17 protein-coding genes are annotated in these 17,189 nt (G+C 62.6%); 3 read left to right on the forward strand and 14 right to left on the reverse strand.

The genetic code is table 11. The annotated features are described in order from the left end of the window. Positions 1-97: 97 nt before the first annotated feature. From meaB to IVA95_RS21870, 5 genes are all read right to left on the reverse strand, one after another. A complete protein-coding gene (meaB, locus tag IVA95_RS21850; protein ID WP_247512350.1) occupies positions 98-1,081 on the reverse strand; it encodes a methylmalonyl Co-A mutase-associated GTPase MeaB in 984 nt (327 codons plus the stop codon). Positions 1,082-1,112: 31 nt separating this feature from the next. Further along, positions 1,113-1,838, reverse strand: coding sequence for a hypothetical protein (locus IVA95_RS21855; RefSeq protein ID WP_247512351.1), 726 nt, complete (start codon positions 1,836-1,838; stop codon positions 1,113-1,115). Positions 1,839-2,009: 171 nt separating this feature from the next. Continuing rightward, complete coding sequence (locus tag IVA95_RS21860; protein ID WP_247512352.1) at positions 2,010-3,521, reverse strand: tripartite tricarboxylate transporter permease; 1,512 nt, start codon at positions 3,519-3,521, stop codon at positions 2,010-2,012. 3 nt (positions 3,522-3,524) lie between these two features. Beyond that, positions 3,525-4,010 carry a tripartite tricarboxylate transporter TctB family protein gene (locus tag IVA95_RS21865; protein WP_247512353.1) on the reverse strand — a complete coding sequence of 162 codons (486 nt, stop codon included), beginning with the start codon at positions 4,008-4,010 and terminating at the stop codon, positions 3,525-3,527. 42 nt (positions 4,011-4,052) lie between these two features. Next, the gene (locus tag IVA95_RS21870; protein ID WP_247512354.1) at positions 4,053-5,048 is read right to left on the reverse strand and encodes a tripartite tricarboxylate transporter substrate binding protein; all 996 of its coding nucleotides are present in this window, start codon (positions 5,046-5,048) and stop codon (positions 4,053-4,055) included. A 217-nt stretch (positions 5,049-5,265) separates the two neighbouring features. On the opposite strand from IVA95_RS21870, the gene IVA95_RS21875 reads away from it, so the two are divergent. After that, the gene (locus IVA95_RS21875) at positions 5,266-5,736 is read left to right on the forward strand and encodes an SRPBCC family protein (RefSeq protein WP_247512355.1); all 471 of its coding nucleotides are present in this window, start codon (positions 5,266-5,268) and stop codon (positions 5,734-5,736) included. Positions 5,737-5,747: 11 nt separating this feature from the next. On the opposite strand, the gene IVA95_RS21880 is transcribed toward IVA95_RS21875, so the two are convergent. From IVA95_RS21880 to IVA95_RS21920, 9 genes are all read right to left on the reverse strand, one after another. Then, positions 5,748-6,467, reverse strand: a complete 720-nt coding sequence (locus IVA95_RS21880; RefSeq protein WP_247512356.1) for a DUF3298 and DUF4163 domain-containing protein — start codon at positions 6,465-6,467, stop codon at positions 5,748-5,750. 115 nt (positions 6,468-6,582) lie between these two features. Beyond that, positions 6,583-8,739, reverse strand: a complete 2,157-nt coding sequence (gene scpA / locus IVA95_RS21885) for a methylmalonyl-CoA mutase (RefSeq protein ID WP_247512357.1) — start codon at positions 8,737-8,739, stop codon at positions 6,583-6,585. Between the two features lie 42 nt (positions 8,740-8,781). Then, positions 8,782-9,249: a GFA family protein gene (locus IVA95_RS21890; RefSeq protein WP_247512358.1), complete on the reverse strand. Its 468-nt coding sequence runs from the start codon at positions 9,247-9,249 to the stop codon at positions 8,782-8,784. 2 nt (positions 9,250-9,251) lie between these two features. Next, the gene (locus IVA95_RS21895; protein ID WP_247512359.1) at positions 9,252-11,114 is read right to left on the reverse strand and encodes a methylmalonyl-CoA mutase subunit beta; all 1,863 of its coding nucleotides are present in this window, start codon (positions 11,112-11,114) and stop codon (positions 9,252-9,254) included. Positions 11,115-11,206: 92 nt separating this feature from the next. Then, positions 11,207-11,698, reverse strand: coding sequence for a 2-amino-4-hydroxy-6-hydroxymethyldihydropteridine diphosphokinase (folK, locus tag IVA95_RS21900; protein ID WP_247512360.1), 492 nt, complete (start codon positions 11,696-11,698; stop codon positions 11,207-11,209). A gap of 1 nt (position 11,699) precedes the next feature. Then, positions 11,700-12,071 carry a dihydroneopterin aldolase gene (gene folB, locus IVA95_RS21905; RefSeq protein ID WP_247512361.1) on the reverse strand — a complete coding sequence of 124 codons (372 nt, stop codon included), beginning with the start codon at positions 12,069-12,071 and terminating at the stop codon, positions 11,700-11,702. Beyond that, on the reverse strand, positions 12,068-12,922 hold the full coding sequence (folP, locus tag IVA95_RS21910) for a dihydropteroate synthase (RefSeq protein ID WP_247512362.1): 855 nt from the start codon (positions 12,920-12,922) through the stop codon (positions 12,068-12,070). The genes folB and folP overlap by 4 nt, the downstream gene beginning before the upstream one ends. 89 nt (positions 12,923-13,011) lie before the next feature. Continuing rightward, positions 13,012-13,419, reverse strand: coding sequence for a DUF4332 domain-containing protein (locus IVA95_RS21915; protein ID WP_213251828.1), 408 nt, complete (start codon positions 13,417-13,419; stop codon positions 13,012-13,014). A 52-nt stretch (positions 13,420-13,471) separates the two neighbouring features. Continuing rightward, positions 13,472-13,837, reverse strand: a complete 366-nt coding sequence (locus tag IVA95_RS21920; protein WP_247512363.1) for a DUF2267 domain-containing protein — start codon at positions 13,835-13,837, stop codon at positions 13,472-13,474. Between the two features lie 324 nt (positions 13,838-14,161). On the opposite strand from IVA95_RS21920, the gene IVA95_RS21925 reads away from it, so the two are divergent. Then, positions 14,162-15,790: a helicase HerA-like domain-containing protein gene (locus tag IVA95_RS21925; protein WP_247512379.1), complete on the forward strand. Its 1,629-nt coding sequence runs from the start codon at positions 14,162-14,164 to the stop codon at positions 15,788-15,790. A 76-nt stretch (positions 15,791-15,866) separates the two neighbouring features. Further along, complete coding sequence (locus IVA95_RS21930; protein ID WP_247512364.1) at positions 15,867-17,189, forward strand: glycosyltransferase family 87 protein; 1,323 nt, start codon at positions 15,867-15,869, stop codon at positions 17,187-17,189.

Raw genomic sequence — 17,189 nt, forward strand, 5'->3', positions numbered from 1 at the left:
CCAGTATTCACCGGCTGTGAAGTGATTCCAAGCTGTCGCCCGGGATACTGGATCGTCCGCCCCAGTGCGCAATTGCGCACAAGGCGGACGATGACGCCTAGCGCAACCACTCCGCGATCTGTTCGGCGGCAACCGCCGGCGTGATGCGGCCGTCGGCGACCTCGGCCTCGGTCTTCTTCACCTTGGCGCGGATCATGGCATCGGAGCGGAGCCGCGCCATCATGCGCTGCTCCAGCATCGACCACATCCATTTCACCTGCTGCTCACGCCGTCGGCCTGCGAACTCGCCCGAGGCGTTCATGGCGGTGCGATGGTCGAGAATCTTCTGCCACAGCGTGTCCATGCCGGTGCCGGTCAGCGCCGAATAGGTTACGACCGGCGGATGCCAATGCTCTGAGCGGGGACTGAGAATATGCAGCGCGCTCCGATATTCGGCTGCCGCGAGATTGGCGCGCTTGATGTTGTCGCCATCGGCCTTGTTGATCGCGATCATGTCGGCGAGTTCGACCAGTCCTTTCTTGATGCCCTGCAATTCGTCGCCCGCGCCGGGCAGCATCAGGGCGAGAAAGAAATCTGTCATGTCGCAGACCGCGGTCTCGGACTGGCCGATGCCGACGGTCTCCACCAGCACCACGTCGAAGCCGGCCGCCTCGCAGAGCAGCATCGCCTCGCGGGTCTTGGCGGCGACGCCGCCGAGCGTGCCGGACGAGGGCGAAGGCCGGACGAAGGCGGCTTCAGAATTGGCCAGCCGCGCCATCCGTGTCTTGTCGCCGAGGATCGAACCGCCGGTGCGCGCCGAGGAGGGGTCCACTGCGAGCACCGCGACCTTATGGCCGCGCTCGATCAGGAACATGCCGAGCGCGTCGATGGTGGTGGATTTGCCGACGCCGGGTGAGCCGGTAATGCCGACGCGCACCGCCTTGCCGGTGTCTGATAGCAGCGCCTGCACCAGTTCGCGCGCCGCGGCCTGGTGATCGGCGCGCCTGCTCTCGATCAGGGTGATCGCACGCGCGAGCGCCGCGCGGCTACCGGCGCGGAGGTCCTTGGCGACAACCTTGATGTCAACGGTGCTTTTGCTCATCGTATTCGAAACCACTTGTTTACGGGCAAATTCACCGTTTGTAGTAGATCTTGATGGGATAGCCGTACTTCCTCCCGTGCTTCGTACACCACTCGGGGAAGGAGCCTGTCGGGTCCTTCGAATAGGTTATCCAGTCGGCGACCATGGCATCGAAGTAATGCACTTCGGATGTCAGGTGAGCAAGCGCCTCGGGCTCTGGGGCGTTCGCTATGAGATCTCTGGCGCGGGCTAGGGCTGTGACCACGCCATCAACACTGCCAAGGAAGATGGTTTCATCGAGATGATGTGTCGCATATTCGGCACAGGAAAGCTCAGCCCCGATCAACATCTTTCGCACTGGAGTATCCTCGGGGCACATCGAGAGAGCCCTATCAAGCAATTGATCATCACGCGAAAGTATGCCGAGCCATCGGATCGGTGTGCTCGCAGCCGGATCATCGTCCATCCTTGACCGAAGTGTCGGTACCAGAAACCGGGTGACCAAGGGCTGCGTAAGGAATTGATGGGTCCCGCTTGTCCGGGCGTTTGCTTCCAAGATAGTGACCACAGCCGAACGGGCGACGGCGCTGTCAAATGAGCGCGCCGCTAGAAGAAAGTCTTCAAGCGCGGAGAGCGCTTCGCGACGCAACCCCTTTTCGCGAAAGCGGCAATAGCTTGCCAGCGCCGTTAGATTGGGGTTCGCGTCCAGCTCTTCAGAAAGCTTCGAGAGACCTTCGAAATTTTGCTTATTCCAGTAGTGCATGTCAGCAAGTAACAAACAGATTTGATTGCGGACCTGTCTGTGTCCGCAAGCCGCTCATAGTATGTGCGATCGTGGTCGTCGTGAAATTCTAGCACGCTGGCGGTATCCCGCCCAGCGCCGACGGGAAGTTCACTATGCCGTTGGCTTACTACGGCCTTGCCCCTGCAGGCGAGGGGCCCGGCGCAGTCAGCGCGCCGACGCAGCGGTAGGCGCCTCGCGCCTGAGCCGCCGCCACACCCAGACCAGCACAGGCCAGATCAGCGCGCCGATGGCCATGGCGGCCAGAATTGCGGCGATCGGCCGCTCGAAGAACGGCAACACGCTGCCGTCGGACTTGATCAGCGAGGTTACAAAGCTCTGCTCGATCATGGTGCCCATGACGATGCCGAGCACCATCGCGGCGACCGGATAGCCGTTTTCTTCCATGACATAACCGATGACGCCAAAGGTTGCGACGATAACGACGCCGAATATGTTGTTGCCGATGGCGAACGAGCCGACGGCGCAGCACAGCATGATGACCGGCATCACTGTGGAACGCGGCGCGCGCAGCACGTGGGTTGCGAGCCGGATCATGATGATGCCGAGCGGGATCATGATGATGTTGGCGATGATGAACATCAGGTAGATCGCGTACATGCTCGACGCTTTTTCGGTGAACAGCGTCGGGCCGGGGTTGAGGCCCTTCATGTAGAGCACGCCGATAGCAATCGCCGCGATGGTATCGCCGGGAATGCCGAACAGCAGCGAGGGCACCCAGCCCGAGGCGACGCTGGCGTTGTTGCTGGCGCCGGCTTCGACCAGGCCCTCGACGTGGCCGGTTCCGAATTTCTCCGGTTCCTTCGAAAAGCGCTTCGACATGGCGTAGCTGACCCAGGCGGCCATGTCGGCGCCGGCGCCCGGCAGCACGCCGATGATGATGCCGACGATGTTCCCGCGCGTCATCTGCCAGTTGTACTTTTTGGTGAGCTTCCATTGGCCCGCCATGATGCTCCCGAATTTACGCCGCGGGATCGGTGGCGGCTCCGGTGTCAGCATCGCCCGCATGACCTGCGCCACCGCGAATACGCCGACCAGCGCCGGGATCGGTTCGATACCGCCGAAGAGGTTGGTCATCCCAAACGTGAAGCGCGGCACGCCGCCGGGGTTTTCGATGCCGATGCAGGCGACGAGAAGACCGATGAACATGCTGGCGATCGCCTTTACCGGGGAAGACCGCGCGACCAGCGTGGCGCACATCAGGCCGAGGAAAGCGAGCCAGAAATATTCGAAGGTCGAGAACGACAGCGCGATTTCGGCCAGCGGCGGCGCAAGGATCATCAGCGACAGCGTGCCTGCGATGCCGCCCACGGCGGAGAACCAGACGCCGGCGCCGAGCGCGAGTTCGGCCTCGCCCTTGCGCGTCATCGCATAGGCTTCGTCTGCGTAAGCCGCCGAGGCGGGGGTGCCGGGAATGCGCAGCAGCGCGCCGGGGATATCACCGGCGAAGATCGCCATCGTGGATGCGGCGACGATCGTGGCGATCGCGGCGATCGGTGACAGATAGAAGGTGACGGGGACCAGTAGAGCGGTCGCCATGGTCGCGGATAGCCCCGGCAGCGATCCGATGACCAGGCCATAGACCGATGCCGCGAGCAGCGCGATGACGACTTCCCAGGTAGAAATGAGCGCAAACGCTTGGGTGAGGGTGTTAAGCATCGATCACCAGGGCATCGGCAGCAGCCCGGCCGGCAGCGGCACGCGCAGCAATTTCGAGAAGATCAGATGGATGCCGATCGGCGCCAGCACGGCGAGCGGCAGCGAAAGCTTCCAGCGGGCGCCAAGCGCTGTCGACGTAACGAACACGATCAGCGCCGCCGTGATGATGAAGCCGACCTGTTCGGCGACCGCCACGTAGAACAGCAATAGCGCCGGAGGGAGCAGGGCGCGCAGGCCATAGAGCTTGCCGGTCGGTGGCGGCGGCTGGCCGCCCTCGACCGGAATAAGGTGTTCTTCCTCTTCAAAGCTGCGGCCGATCCCGAATGCAATCGCGAGCCCGCACAGGGCCAGGCCCGTTCCGATCACCAGCGGAAAGACGTTGGGTCCGACCGGCTGGCCGGGCACCGGCGGCAACTGCCAGCCGCCATACGCGGCAGCCGCGCCGAGGCCAACGAGAAACAACCCCGTGACGCGATCGGGTAGACGCATGAACCGGCTCCGCGGATATCAGACGATGTCAGCCGATCAAGATCAGGCTTTTGAGAGACCGGCGGCCTTCATCGCCACGCCCATCTGGGCGTCGCCCTTTTCCATGAATGCGGCGAACTCGGACGCGTCGCCCCACACCGTTCCGAAGCCGCGATTGCTCATGAATTCTTTGAACTCCTTGGAGTCATAGACCTTCTTCAGCGCCGCTGTGAGTTTCGTCGCCACGTCGGCGGGCAGGCCCTTGGGGCCGGCAATGCCGCGCCACGCGCCGGTTGAATAATCGATGCCCATCGCTTCCTTCAGCGTCGGCACATCGGGGAATGCAGGGTTGCGCGCCTTAGCCATGACGGCGAGGCTGCGCGCCTTGCCGGCCTCGATGATCGCGCGGGCTTCCGGCACCGAGCAGGTGGTGAGGTCGAGACCGCCGGCCGCGAGATCCTGCATCGCCGGCGCGGCACCGTTCGACGGCACCCAGGCCACGTGATTGGGGGCAAGTCCCATCGCCTGCATCCAGCCGACCAGCGCGAGATGCCAGATCCCGCCTTGGCCGGTGCCGGAGGCCTTGAACTTGCCGGCAGGGGCGGCCTTGATCGCATCCGCCAGTTCCTTCACGGTCTTGTAGGGCGAGGTGGAACTGACCTGGATGCCGGGCGGATCCTCGTTCATCAGCGCCAACGGCGTGTAGCTCTTCGGCCCGAGATCGGTGAGCCCCTGCCAGTGCATCATCGAGATTTCCACCGTCAGCATGCCGATGGTGTAGCCGTCGGGCTGTGCGGTCGCGATCGCGGAATGTCCGACGACGCCGGAGCCGCCGGTGCGGTTGACCACGTTGAAGGGTTGGCCGAGATCCTTTTCCAACAGCGCCGCGACAATGCGCGCGGTCGCATCAGTGCCGCCGCCGGCACCCCAGGGCACGATCACGGTCACGGGACGAGCCGGGTAGGCCTGCGCCAAAGCCGGCTTGAAACCAAAGCCCGCGACGGCTGCGGCAGCAGCAGATGAAGCCGCGAATGCGCGGCGGGTAATCTTTTTGGACATGGTGATCCTCCCTGCGGCGCCGCGAGGTCAGGCGCTCTTGTAATGTCCGCATTGTAGGCGGCTTTACGCTCCGCTCGCAAGGCATTGGTAGTGAAGCAGTTTCAACACCGGTGGGCATCTCGCCACATCCGGAAATCGGGTGGCGGCGATCGGGCTACCCGGAATAGGTATCCATGTGCGGCCCAGCATCGAGCCGCGATCGATTGCGGAGAGAACCATGACAACAGCCTATTACAGCACCGTGCTGAACCATCCCCTGGAAACCGTGTGGGCCCTGATCCGCGATTTCAACAATTATCCGGCCTATATCGAAGGCGTCACCGAAAGCGTGATCGAAGACAACAAAGGCGGCGACGAAGTCGGCGCCGTCAGGCGCTTCTGCTATCTCGGCAGCTGGATCAGGCAGCGGCTGGCGGGCCATTCCGACCAGGCGCATTCACTGACCTATGCGGGCATCGATCCGTTTCCATTCCCGTCCGAATCGCAGTCCGACGTTCCAGCGCCGACGCGCTACGAGGGGACGATGCATCTGCTTCCAATCGTCGAAGGCAACCGAACCTTTATCGAATGGTCGGTAAAGCTCGACACCGCGCCGCAGGACGAGGATCGTTGGCGAGCACTGTTCCAGTCCTGGATTCCAGACTGGACCCATTCGCTGGAGCGAGCGCTAGGCCACCGTGCTGCTTGATGGTGCGGCCGTCATTGCGGCCGGTCTTCGTCTTCCTTCGGTCGCGCACCGCCGAAAATCCTGACGCCTTCCGGCGTCAGATATTGCTTCAACATCTCCCACGGCACGAAGGCGACATACGCGCCTTCGGCATAGGAGCCGACCGCGTAAGGTGCGTAGTAAAAGTTCAGGCCGGAGCTCTTGCCTTCCTCGGTCGATGGCGCCAGTGCGACTGGCCCGATCTTGAGAAGTTTTGGCTCGATGCTTTCGATGGCGCTGGTATCAGTGCCTTCCGCGCCGCGTTTCTTTTTCTCGGCCGTGAGAGAGGCAATGATGCCTTGCCTCATCGCTTTCAGCGTCGGGCCGTTGTCGGCCGTTTCGGTAAAGAACGGACGGATGCTGATGCGTTTGCCCGCTGACTTATCCCACAGGATCGTGTCGGACGAACTGTTGGGGTGCGCGCCACCAGTATATTCGTAATCGGTCCTGATGATGCTGACATAGCGGCCATCGACAACCGAGCGCGTCTCGTATTTTCGCTCGAACGACCACGCGTTGCGGAAGAGGTCCGGATCCTGCTTGCGCTCCTTGTCGGCATCGGCGCGGTTCTTTGTGGCCCAAGCCTTTCCTTCTGCCAGGCAGTTCGCCGCCAGGGCTGGATCGGTCTTGATCTTCGCGTCGAGAAAGATGCTGGCTTCGACCCACTTGGTCCTGATGGAAAAATCCGGCTTCGGCTCGGCGGCAGACGCCATGCCCAGCGCCGCAGTACTTGCGATGGCGCCCGCCAAACCAATTGTCCGGATGAGCGTGGGGAATGCAATGCCGCGCAAGGATTATCCTTTGGAAGAGCCTGAACCCGGCGGAGGGTTACTCCGCCGCCTCGCTATGGCCGAGCCGGGCGTTGAGCTTGTGGATCAGCTCTTCGGCGGCGTCCGAGATCACGGTGCCGGGCGGGAAGATCGCTTCGGCGCCGGCCGCATATAGCGCGTCATAATCCTGCGGCGGGACCACGCCTCCGATGATGATCATGATGTCCTCGCGGCCGTGCTTCTTCAGTGCGGCCTTGAGCTCCGGCACGGCCGTGAGATGCGCTGCGGCCAGCGAGGAGACGCCAAGGATGTGGACGTCGTTCTCGACCGCCTGCCGCGCTGCCTCGTCGGCAGTGGCAAATAGCGGTCCGATATCGACGTCGAAGCCGACGTCGGCAAAGGCGGATGCGATCACCTTCTGGCCGCGGTCATGGCCGTCCTGGCCGATCTTGGCGACGAGGATGCGAGGCCGACGGCCCTCGGCCGTCTCGAACGCATCGATCAGCGCCTGCACTTTTTCGACCCGGTTGGACATGGCGGACGCCTCCCGCTTGTAGACGCCGGTGATGGATTTGATCTCGGCGCGGTGACGCCCGAACACTTTTTCCATCGCGTCCGAAATTTCACCGACGGTGGCTTTCGCACGCGCCGCGTCGATCGCCAGCGCCAGCAGATTGCCGTTGCCTTCGCCGGCGCTGCGCGTCAGCGCGGCCAACGCTTGATCGACTTCTTTCTGGTCGCGCTCGGAGCGCAGCCGCTTCAGCTTGTCGATCTGCAGCCGGCGCACATTGGAATTATTTACTTTAAGAACGTCGATCGGCGCTTCGTTGACCGGCTTGTACTTGTTAACGCCGATCACCGCCTGCTTGCCGGCGTCGATTCGAGCCTGCGTCTTGGCGGAAGCTTCCTCAATGCGCAACTTCGGCACGCCGGCTTCGATCGCCTTTGCCATGCCGCCAAGCGCCTCGACCTCCTGAATATGTCCCCATGCTTTCACCGCGAGGTCGCGCGTCAGCCGCTCCACGTAATAGGAGCCGCCCCAGGGATCGATGATGCGGTTGGTGCCGCTTTCCTGCTGCAGGAACAACTGCGTGTTACGCGCGATGCGGGCCGAAAAATCCGTCGGCAGCGCCAGCGCCTCGTCGAGCGCATTGGTGTGCAGCGATTGGGTATGCCCTTGGGTGGCCGCCATCGCCTCGATGGTGGTGCGCATCACGTTGTTGAAGACGTCCTGCGCGGTCAGCGACCAGCCGGAGGTCTGGCAATGTGTGCGCAGCGACAGCGACCGCGGGTCCTTCGGGTTGAACTGCTTCAACAGTTTTGCCCAGAGCAGCCGCGCGGCGCGCATCTTGGCGACTTCCATGAAGAAGTTCATGCCGATCGCCCAGAAGAACGACAGCCGCGGCGCGAAGCGGTCAACGTCGAGGCCCGCCGCAAGGCCCGCGCGCAGATATTCGACGCCATCGGCCAGCGTATAGGCGAGCTCGAGATCCTGTGTCGCTCCAGCTTCCTGCATGTGGTAGCCGGAGATCGAGATCGAATTGTACTTCGGCATCCGCTGCGAGGTGTAGGCGAAGATGTCGGAGATGATCCGCATCGAGGGCGCCGGCGGATAGATATAGGTGTTGCGCACCATGAACTCTTTCAGAATGTCGTTCTGAATGGTGCCGGACAGCTTCTCCGGCGGTACGCCCTGTTCCTCGGCAGCCGCAACGAACAGCGCGAGGATCGGCAGCACCGCGCCGTTCATGGTCATCGACACGCTCATCTGGTCGAGCGGAATGCCCGCAAACAGCGTGCGCATGTCGTAGATGGAATCGATCGCCACGCCCGCCATGCCGACGTCGCCGGAGACGCGCGGGTGATCTGAATCGTAACCGCGGTGAGTGGCGAGGTCGAACGCGACCGACAGGCCTTTTTGTCCCGCCGCAAGATTGCGCCGGTAGAAGGCGTTGGAATCTTCCGCTGTGGAGAAGCCGGCATATTGCCTGATGGTCCAGGGCTGGTTGACGTACATGGTCGGATAGGGGCCGCGCAAATAGGGCGCGACACCCGGCCACGTTTCCAGGAAGTCGATGCCTTCGAGATCGGCCTCGCTGTAAGCCGGCTTGACCGGGATGCCCTCCGGCGTCAGCCACGGCTCGGCGCTGCCTGCGGGCTGCGCGGGCGCAGTGGCTTCAAAGGCGACGTCTGCGAAGTTCGGTATACGGCTCATGGTTCCCATCATAGCACATGTGAAATCGAAGGCCGCCAATCCCTAATCGTGATCCGGATGCTGGTGGCTGACGATGGTCGCCATCTTCTCTGGCCCGTAATTCTGCTGCGTGGTCTGGCTTGGCAGATTGGCGATGCCGACCACCCAGCCGAGCCGGGATTCGGTTCCATATTGCCGCGTCGGTACTACCAGGTCGGGGCGGTCGAAGGTCCCGGTCATGATCTCGATCCGGGGACCACCGATCAGCCGGTAGGTCAGGGGCGTGCCGCAGGCCGGACAGAAATCGCGCTCGGCGATGGAGGAGGACTGAAACGTCGCCGGCTTGCCGCGGGTCCAGGTGAAATGCTCGTGCTCGATATCGGCGAGGGAGGCGAAGGGGGCGCCGGATGCCTTCTGGCACATCCGGCAATGGCAGATGCTGACCTTGGGCGGCACTTTCGACACCGCAAAGCGGATGGCGCCGCACTGGCAGCCGCCGGTCAGGACCGTCTTGTGGTTGCTTTGCGTCATGCTCACTCCATCCGCTGCCAGGCGGCCTGCAGCATCGCCAGCGCGTCGCCGCCGGCAAAGATGAAATCGCCGACGCCGGCAGAACGCAGCGCGGCCTCCTGTTCGCCGGGCCGCCCTGCCAGATAGATATGCTTCGCGCCGGCCGCTTGAAGGGCCTTTGCTGCGGGTGCTGCGTGTTCCGCATAGACCTTGTCGGACGAGCACAGGCAGGCGATTGCCGCGCCTGATGCCGTGAATGCCGCGGCGAGTGCGGCCGGGTCGGCAAATCCTTGCGTGTCGAGCGCCTCGATGCCGCCGGTCTCGAAGAAACTCTTCGCAAAGGTGGCGCGGGCGGTGAAGTCGGCGGGCGAGCCGAGATTGGCGAGGAAGATCTTTGGCCGCGCGCCAGATGACTTGAGCTTTTGGTCCGATTTGTCGCGCAGCGCCTCGAATGGTGCGGCCAGCCGCATCGGCGGCAGCGGGTCGAACTTGTACTTCGCCTCGCCGTAGGGCGGCAGCATGATCGGCGTAGCTTCCAGCACGGCGATCTCGTCCTCGTGCAGGTTCGGAAATTCGCTGGCGCCGGTCAGCACGTCACGCCGCTTGGCGATGTTGAGCTCGCGCGCGGCTCGCGTCGCGGCGACCTTTTTCTGGATCAGATTCTGTTCGAGGGCGGAGAACATGCCGCCGGCTTTCTCGATTTCCTGGAACAGCGACCATGCAGCTTCGCAGAGTTGCCGCGTTAGCGTTTCGATGCCGCCGGAGCCGGCTGCCGGATCGCTCACCTTGGCGAGATTGGACTCTTCCAACAGCACCAGTTGCGTGTTGCGCGCCACGCGCCGCGCGAACGGATCGGGCAATCCCAGCGCCAACGTGTGCGGCAATACGGTGATGGCGTTGGCGCCGCCGAGGCCAGCGGAGAAGGTCGCCATCGTCGCGCGCAGCATGTTCACATAAGGGTCGCGCTGCGTCAGCATGCGCCAGGCGGTATTGGCGGCGATGAACAGCGGTTTGGGCGTCAGGCCACAGGCCTGCTCGATCCGCGCCCACAACAGCCGCAGCGCGCGGAATTTCGCCAGCGTCAAAAACTGGTCGGCGTCTGCGGCAAGCCGCGCGTAGACCATCCCTTGCGCATCTTCGAACGCGATTCCCGCTTGCTCGATCGCGCGCAGATAGGCGACGCCGGAGGCGAGCACGAATGCAAGCTCCTGCGCTTCCGATCCTCCGGCATCATGGATTATCCGTCCATCGGCGGCTGCGAACGGGCCCTTGAAGCCCATCGCGGCGAAGCTCTGAATGGCGCTGGTGACCGCGGCCACGATTTCGTCCCAGCTATAGGGACTGGAGCCCGACACCGCACAGGATCCGACCGGGTCGAGACCGAAACGGATATCGCAGGCCGCGGGATCGAGCCCTTTGCGTTTGATGTATTCGGCGACGTGAATGGCCGCCATTCTGGACTGCGGACCGATCTGAAGCTCGACGCCGATGCCGGCATCGAGATAAATGCCGTCGAGGACGGCTTCGACGGCTTCGGCCGAAGGATCTAATCCAAACCCGTGGGCGCCATTGGCGCCAGCGAACACGAGTGTCAGCCCCGTGGCGCCGTTTTCGAGATCGTGCAGTGCCTGCGCGTTGGCCACTTTGGCGTCGGGATGATCGATCCGCTGCATGACCTGCCAGGGCGCGGCGGCTGGACGGCCGGCGACCGGCGTTCCGCCTTTCGCGCGGCGATAGATCGGATCGATTTTCAACCCATCGGACGTCTTGCTGACCAGTTTCTCGAATGGCGCGCCTTTCAGCACCCCGTCGACCAGCTTGCGCCAGTCGTCATAGGTCGCCGGCGGAAACTCCGCGGCCAACGTCAGCTCGTCAGTATTGGTCATTCGGCCCACTATTCCCTGGTCGTCTCTTGATTTGGCCGGAAATTGCCACGGGGCGGCCGTCAAGCCAAACAGTGTTTTGGGTCTTTTCGGGCTCAATCGTGGTCAGGTAACCGCTGGATGCCCTCGGTTGAAAGCTGAGCCAGCACATCGCTAACGCGGCGTCCCGCGATGATACGGGCGGGCGCAATTTCCGCGAGCGGCACCAGCACAAAAGCGCGCTCGAACAGCCGGGGGTGTGGCAGCGTCAGTTCCGGCTTGTCGAGGCTAACGTCATCATAGGCGATCAAGTCGAGGTCGAGGGTGCGCGGACCCCAGCGCGTCTCATCAGCGCGGTCGCGGCCGAATTTCTTCTCGATCTTGTGCAGCGTGAATAGCAGCGCATGCGGATCAAGGCTGGTTTCGATCTCGATGCAGGCGTTGATAAATGGCGCCTGGTGTTCCTCGCCCCAGGGCGGGGTGATGTAGTCAGAGGAACGGGCGAGCAACGCCGCCTGCGTCATGCCGCATATATTGGAAATGGCCTTCCTGAACGTCGCGCGAACGTCGCCGACATTGCCGCCGAGCGCGATCAGGACGTCAGCCATGTCAGGGCGATTGCCGCGTGCGCATCAGCACCACGCCGACATCCTCGAAGATCTCGGCGATCGGCGCATGCGGCTTGTGGACCGTGACCTTGACCGCATGGACGCGTGGGAATGCCGCGAAGATCGCGTCCGAAACGGCGCCGGCCGCACGCTCCAAAAGCTTGTAGTTGGTGTTCGTGAACGCGGCGGTCGCGGTCTCGACCACGCTGGCATAAGACACGGTGTCGGACAGCCGATCAGAGTGCGAGGACTCCGACAGGTTGATGGAGAGTTCGATATCGATCACGAACCGTTGCCCGACTCTGGTCTCGTGCTCCATTACGCCATGGCGGGCATGGATGACGAGGCCGGTGATGAAGATCGTATCGCTCATCCCTGTTCCCTGATTGCTGCGGCCACGCGCAACGCTTGTACGGTTTCGGCGACGTCATGCGCCCGGATGATCCGCGCCCCGTTTTGGGCTGCCAGCACATGGGCGGCAATCGAGCCGCCGAGGCGCTGATGTGGTTCCGACGGCGTCACCGTGCTGATGAAACGCTTGCGTGAGGCGCCGACCAACAGCGGCAGCCCGAACGAGTGCAGCTCGCCGAGCCGCGCCAGCGCGGTCATGCTCTGATCGGGCGTCTTGCCGAAGCCGATGCCGGGGTCGAGCACGATCTTGTCGGATGAAATTCCGGCCTTCGCGGCGATGTCGAGCGAACGCCCAAAGAAAGCGGCGATATCCTGCATGATGTCTACAGCAGGATCGGCGCGCTCGCGGTTATGCATGACGATGACGGGCGCGCCACGCTCCGCGACCAGCCCGGCCATGCCGGAATCGCGCTGCAGCCCCCAGACGTCGTTAGCGACGGCGGCGCCCTGATCGAGCGCCCAGGCGACCACGGCCGATTTCATGCTGTCGATCGACACGGGAATGCCGAGTGCGACGACGTCGGACAGTATCGGCTGCAGGCGCTTCAATTCCTCTTCCACCGAGATCGGTTCCGATCCGTAGGGCCGGGTGGATTCTGCGCCGATGTCGATGATATCGGCGCCCTCGGCGATCATCCGCCGGGCCTGTGCCAGCGCCCGCTCCGGGGCGGCGAATTGCCCTCCGTCGGAGAATGAATCAGGCGTCAAATTCAGTACGCCCATCACCGCCGGATAGGGCTTGGAGAGCAGCGCAGGCAGCACCGGTTGACCGGCCGGACCGGACGCAGCGGGAGGTCTGGGCTTGGCTGCCATCATGCGGTCGCTTTGCGCGGTCCGCGCCGCCGAGTCAAGGCGTGAGGGCCGGCACCGCGGGGCCGGCCTGACGCTTCAGTCGCTGATCTTCAATAGCTAATTTTGGGCGGCAGCTTGCGCGCTTGCTCGATCAGTTGCTCGACAGATCGTTCGGAGGGCAAAACCCGGACGAGTTTGCGCTTCGTGTTCACGTCTTTCATGTTCTGGGCGAGTCGCGCCGGATTGCGATGGGCGAGTTCGCGTACCGTGGTGACGCCTGCGGCACGCATTAGGCCTACCTTGGCCTTGCCCATCCCGGGAATGCGCATGTAGTCGGAAAAATTGGCCCATTCGAGCAGTTGCTGCTCGCTGATGCCGGTCTTCGCTGCGAGCGACTTGCGCCCTTTCACGGTGCGAGCGGCTTCCAGCAGCGCATCAGTCGTGCGAATGCCCAACGACTTCAGTTTCGAGGCAGAGTAGGCGGTCAAGCCGTCGATCTCGGAAAGGGGATAAGTCATGATACCAGATGAAAAAAAGAATGTGCCCGGGCCGAAGTGCTCACCAAGACGACTATGCGAACTCGCTGAGACCCGGTGTCCCTGAAATGATTTCGCCCATTTGATCTGCTCCGATTTTGTCGCGACCGAACCTGAAAAGTTCACGCGCCACGTTTTGAATCTCGCTCATGCCCAGACCGAGCGCCATCAGCCTGGTGCCAACCGCCATCAAGCCTCCACCCATCAGCCTCGCGAAGCCGCCATTGCTGCTGGAAGCCGCAATGGCGGCTTCGGCACCCGGAATTTGGTCGATCAGGGCCTGAACCTTGTCGGATGGGCCCTCGTTACGGAGAAAACCCAGAACGATGCCGATGGTTTTTTCAGCGACAGCGCGATCGATGCCGGCCTTGGAGGCCAGCTGTCCTACCAGTTCGTCCATATTTGCCCCGTCCCCAACCGGTTTAACCGGGTCGTGTACTTCTAAATTGATCTTGAGCGCCTGCGATCTGAAATACAAGCGATCCGCGCGTGCGAAGGCTTAGATCGAGTCGCGAGTGTTGCAGCAATGCAAGAGTGAATGCCGGATTCACGCTGACTTGTTGCGCTGCGCTCTCGATTTTTCTGCCAAAGGTCGGAAAAAGTATGAGAAGCATGAACGAACAGGCGGGCGAATGCTCACGTATGTATCGCTGACCGTTTCAATCGGCGGGCAGGATGCGATATGATCGCCACCAAATCCCCCGGCGCGCGAAGAGGCGATGCGATGGTGACTTCTGATAACAAGACGGCCGATACCGACGTGAAGATCTTCATCGGAAAGGGCGAACAGACGGCTTGGCTGACGCTGGCGCTTGCCAATCGGCATGGCCTCGTCACCGGAGCGACCGGCACCGGCAAGACCGTGTCGCTGCAGGTGATGGCGGAGGGCTTTGCCCGCGCCGGTGTTCCCGTGTTCGCGGCCGATATCAAGGGCGATCTGTCCGGAATTGCTGAAGTCGGTGAAGCAAAGGACTTCATTCTCAAGCGCGCCGGCGAGATGGGCCTTAAATTCCAGCCCGACCAGTTCTCGACCGTGTTTTGGGACGTGTTCGGCGAGCAGGGCCATCCGGTTCGCGCCACCGTGACGGAAATGGGACCGCTTTTGCTGTCGCGAATGCTCGATCTAAATGACGTGCAGGAAGGCGTCCTCAACGTCGCATTCCGTGTGGCGGATGAAAACGGTCTGACGCTGATCGACATGAAGGATCTGCGATCGCTCTTGGATGCGATCGCGCCAGTTGGCGGCAGAAAGGGGCCCGATGCCGAGGAGGATGAGCTGGCCGAAATCCGAAAGGCCGCGCAAAGCTTCGGCAATGTCAGCAAGGCGACCATCGGGACGATTCAGCGCCAGCTTCTGGTGCTGGAAAACCAGGGCGGCACTAAATTCTTCGGCGAGCCGGCGCTTTTGCTGAAAGACTTCATGAAGACGGACAGCGACGGCCGGGGAATAGTCAACATTCTGGTCGCCGACAAGCTGATGCAGAACCCGAGGCTCTACGCGACGTTTCTGCTGTGGATGCTGTCGGAGCTGTTCGAAGAGCTTCCGGAAGCCGGCGACCTGCCGAAGCCGAAACTGGTGTTCTTCTTCGATGAGGCGCACCTGTTGTTCAACGATGCACCGAAGGCATTGCTCGATAAGATCGAGCAGGTGGTCCGGCTGATCCGCTCCAAGGGTGTCGGCGTCTATTTCGTCACGCAGAACCCGATCGACGTGCCGGACAAGGTGCTGGCCCAATTGGGTAACCGCGTACAGCATGCGTTGCGCGCCTTCACGCCGCGCGACCAGAAGGCGGTGAACGCGGCGGCGCAGACCTTCCGGCCGAATCCCAAGCTCGACACCGCTCGCGTCATTATGGAGCTCGGCAAGGGCGAGGCGCTGGTATCGTTCCTTGAAGGCGGTGGCACGCCGACCATGGTCGAGCGCGTCATGATCCGGCCGCCGACAGCGCGGATCGGGCCAATCACGCCGGAAGAGCGCAAGGCGATCATGGGCAACAGCCCGGTCAAGGGCAAATACGATACCGCGGTCGACGCCGAATCCGCCTACGAGATGCTGCAGAAGCGGGTAGCTACGACGGCGGCGCCTGCGGAAGGGCAAGATGGTGGCGCTGGCGGCGGCGGCGGAATTCTCGGCCAGATCGGTTCGATCGTCGGCACGATTTTCGGCACCAACGTCAAGCGCGGCAGGCTGTCGACGGGGCAGGTGATTGCGCGAGACGTCACCCGGTCCGTCACCAACAGGGTGGTCGGCGGCATTGTCGCCGATCTCGGCAAATCCGTTGGTGGATCGCTCGGCAGTTCAGTTGGTCGCGCGCTGGTGCGCGGCGCGCTCGGCGGCTTGCTGCGGCGATAGGACTTTTTCGAGCGAAGTGGCAGTCGGTTCGCGTGAAGAGCTGCGACGTAATCTCCTCTGAATCCGGAACGAGCGTGTGCTGAGATATCCGTCGCTACGAAGACCGCTCGATATCCTGTTTCTGGTCTGTTGCATCGCGTTGACGGCCGACGTGCTGGTCCCGGAAATCTGGGGCAACGGCAAGACCAAGGACTATCCGCTCTGGTTCTGGGCGGGGCAGCAGGTGCTGCAGGGCAAGAATCTCTACCCTGACGACCCCGCCACCTATTTCGAGTTCATCTATCCGCCGCTGTCGGCGGTGCTGCTGGCGATCCCGAGTTGGTTAGGCAAGATCCCGCTCTATCTCTGCCTGTCATTTCTCAACATCGTCGCGTGGTGGATGACGGCCCAGTTCTCGCACGCGATGGCGGGATCAGGGCACAAGCCCGGGCCATGGCTGGAAGCACTGCCCGGCTTCGTCACCGTCACCTTCGTGTTCGATATGTTCGACCTTGGCCAGCCCAATCTCGTGCTGTTGGCGCTGATGCTCTACGGATTCTGGCTGCTGCGCGATCACCGTGGCTGGATGGCGGGAAGCATGTTCGCGCTCGCTACCGCGATCAAGGTGTTTCCGGTCGCGGTGTTGCCTTATCTGGTGTGGCGAAGACAGTGGGCGGCAGCCGCGAGCATGCTGGTTTTCATCGGCCTGTTTCTGTTCGTGCTGCCGGCGCCGTTTCGCGGCTTCCAGCACAATGTCACGGAACTGAGGACCTGGTACCAGGGCATGGTGGGTTCGAGTTCGGAGAAGGGGTTCGGGCAGCGCGACGAGCAAAACTGGTCGTGGGTCAACCAGTCAATCATCGCGGTGACGCACCGGCTGACGCGGCCGATCAACTACAACCAGGACAATCCGGCCAAACCCGTGCGCACGATGAACATCATCGACGTCGATTTTAGGACGGCGAACTGGATCGTCGTGGCGATCTCGCTCGCGATCGGGCTCGGCTATCTCGCTGTCATGCCGCCGGCCTCGCGCCGCACGGAACGGTCGGATGCCGAAGAGATCGGCATCCTGTTTTGCCTGATCACGGTAGCTTCGCCGCTGGCCCGCCAATACTACTTCCTGTGGCTATTCTTCCCGATCACTGTTTTGCTCCACCGCGCCGCTTACGATCCGCGCCAGCCGGTCAAAACCGGGACATGGATGTTGCTCGCCGTTGCGGGCGGCTTGCTGTGCCTGTCGCTGCCGCTGTTCCCGGTTGATCTGCAGGCCTATGGCAACAATCTCGCCGCCACCGTCCTGCTGGTGGCGGGCCTGGTCTGGCACATATTGCATCCGTCTGCCGCAGAAGTTGCCTTGCCTCACACCGCGGGCGAGCTACAACTTGACGCTAACAACAAGGCTCGCAGCCAGGGATAA

The organism is Bradyrhizobium sp. 157, from assembly GCF_023073815.1.
GTDB lineage: Bacteria > Pseudomonadota > Alphaproteobacteria > Rhizobiales > Xanthobacteraceae > Bradyrhizobium.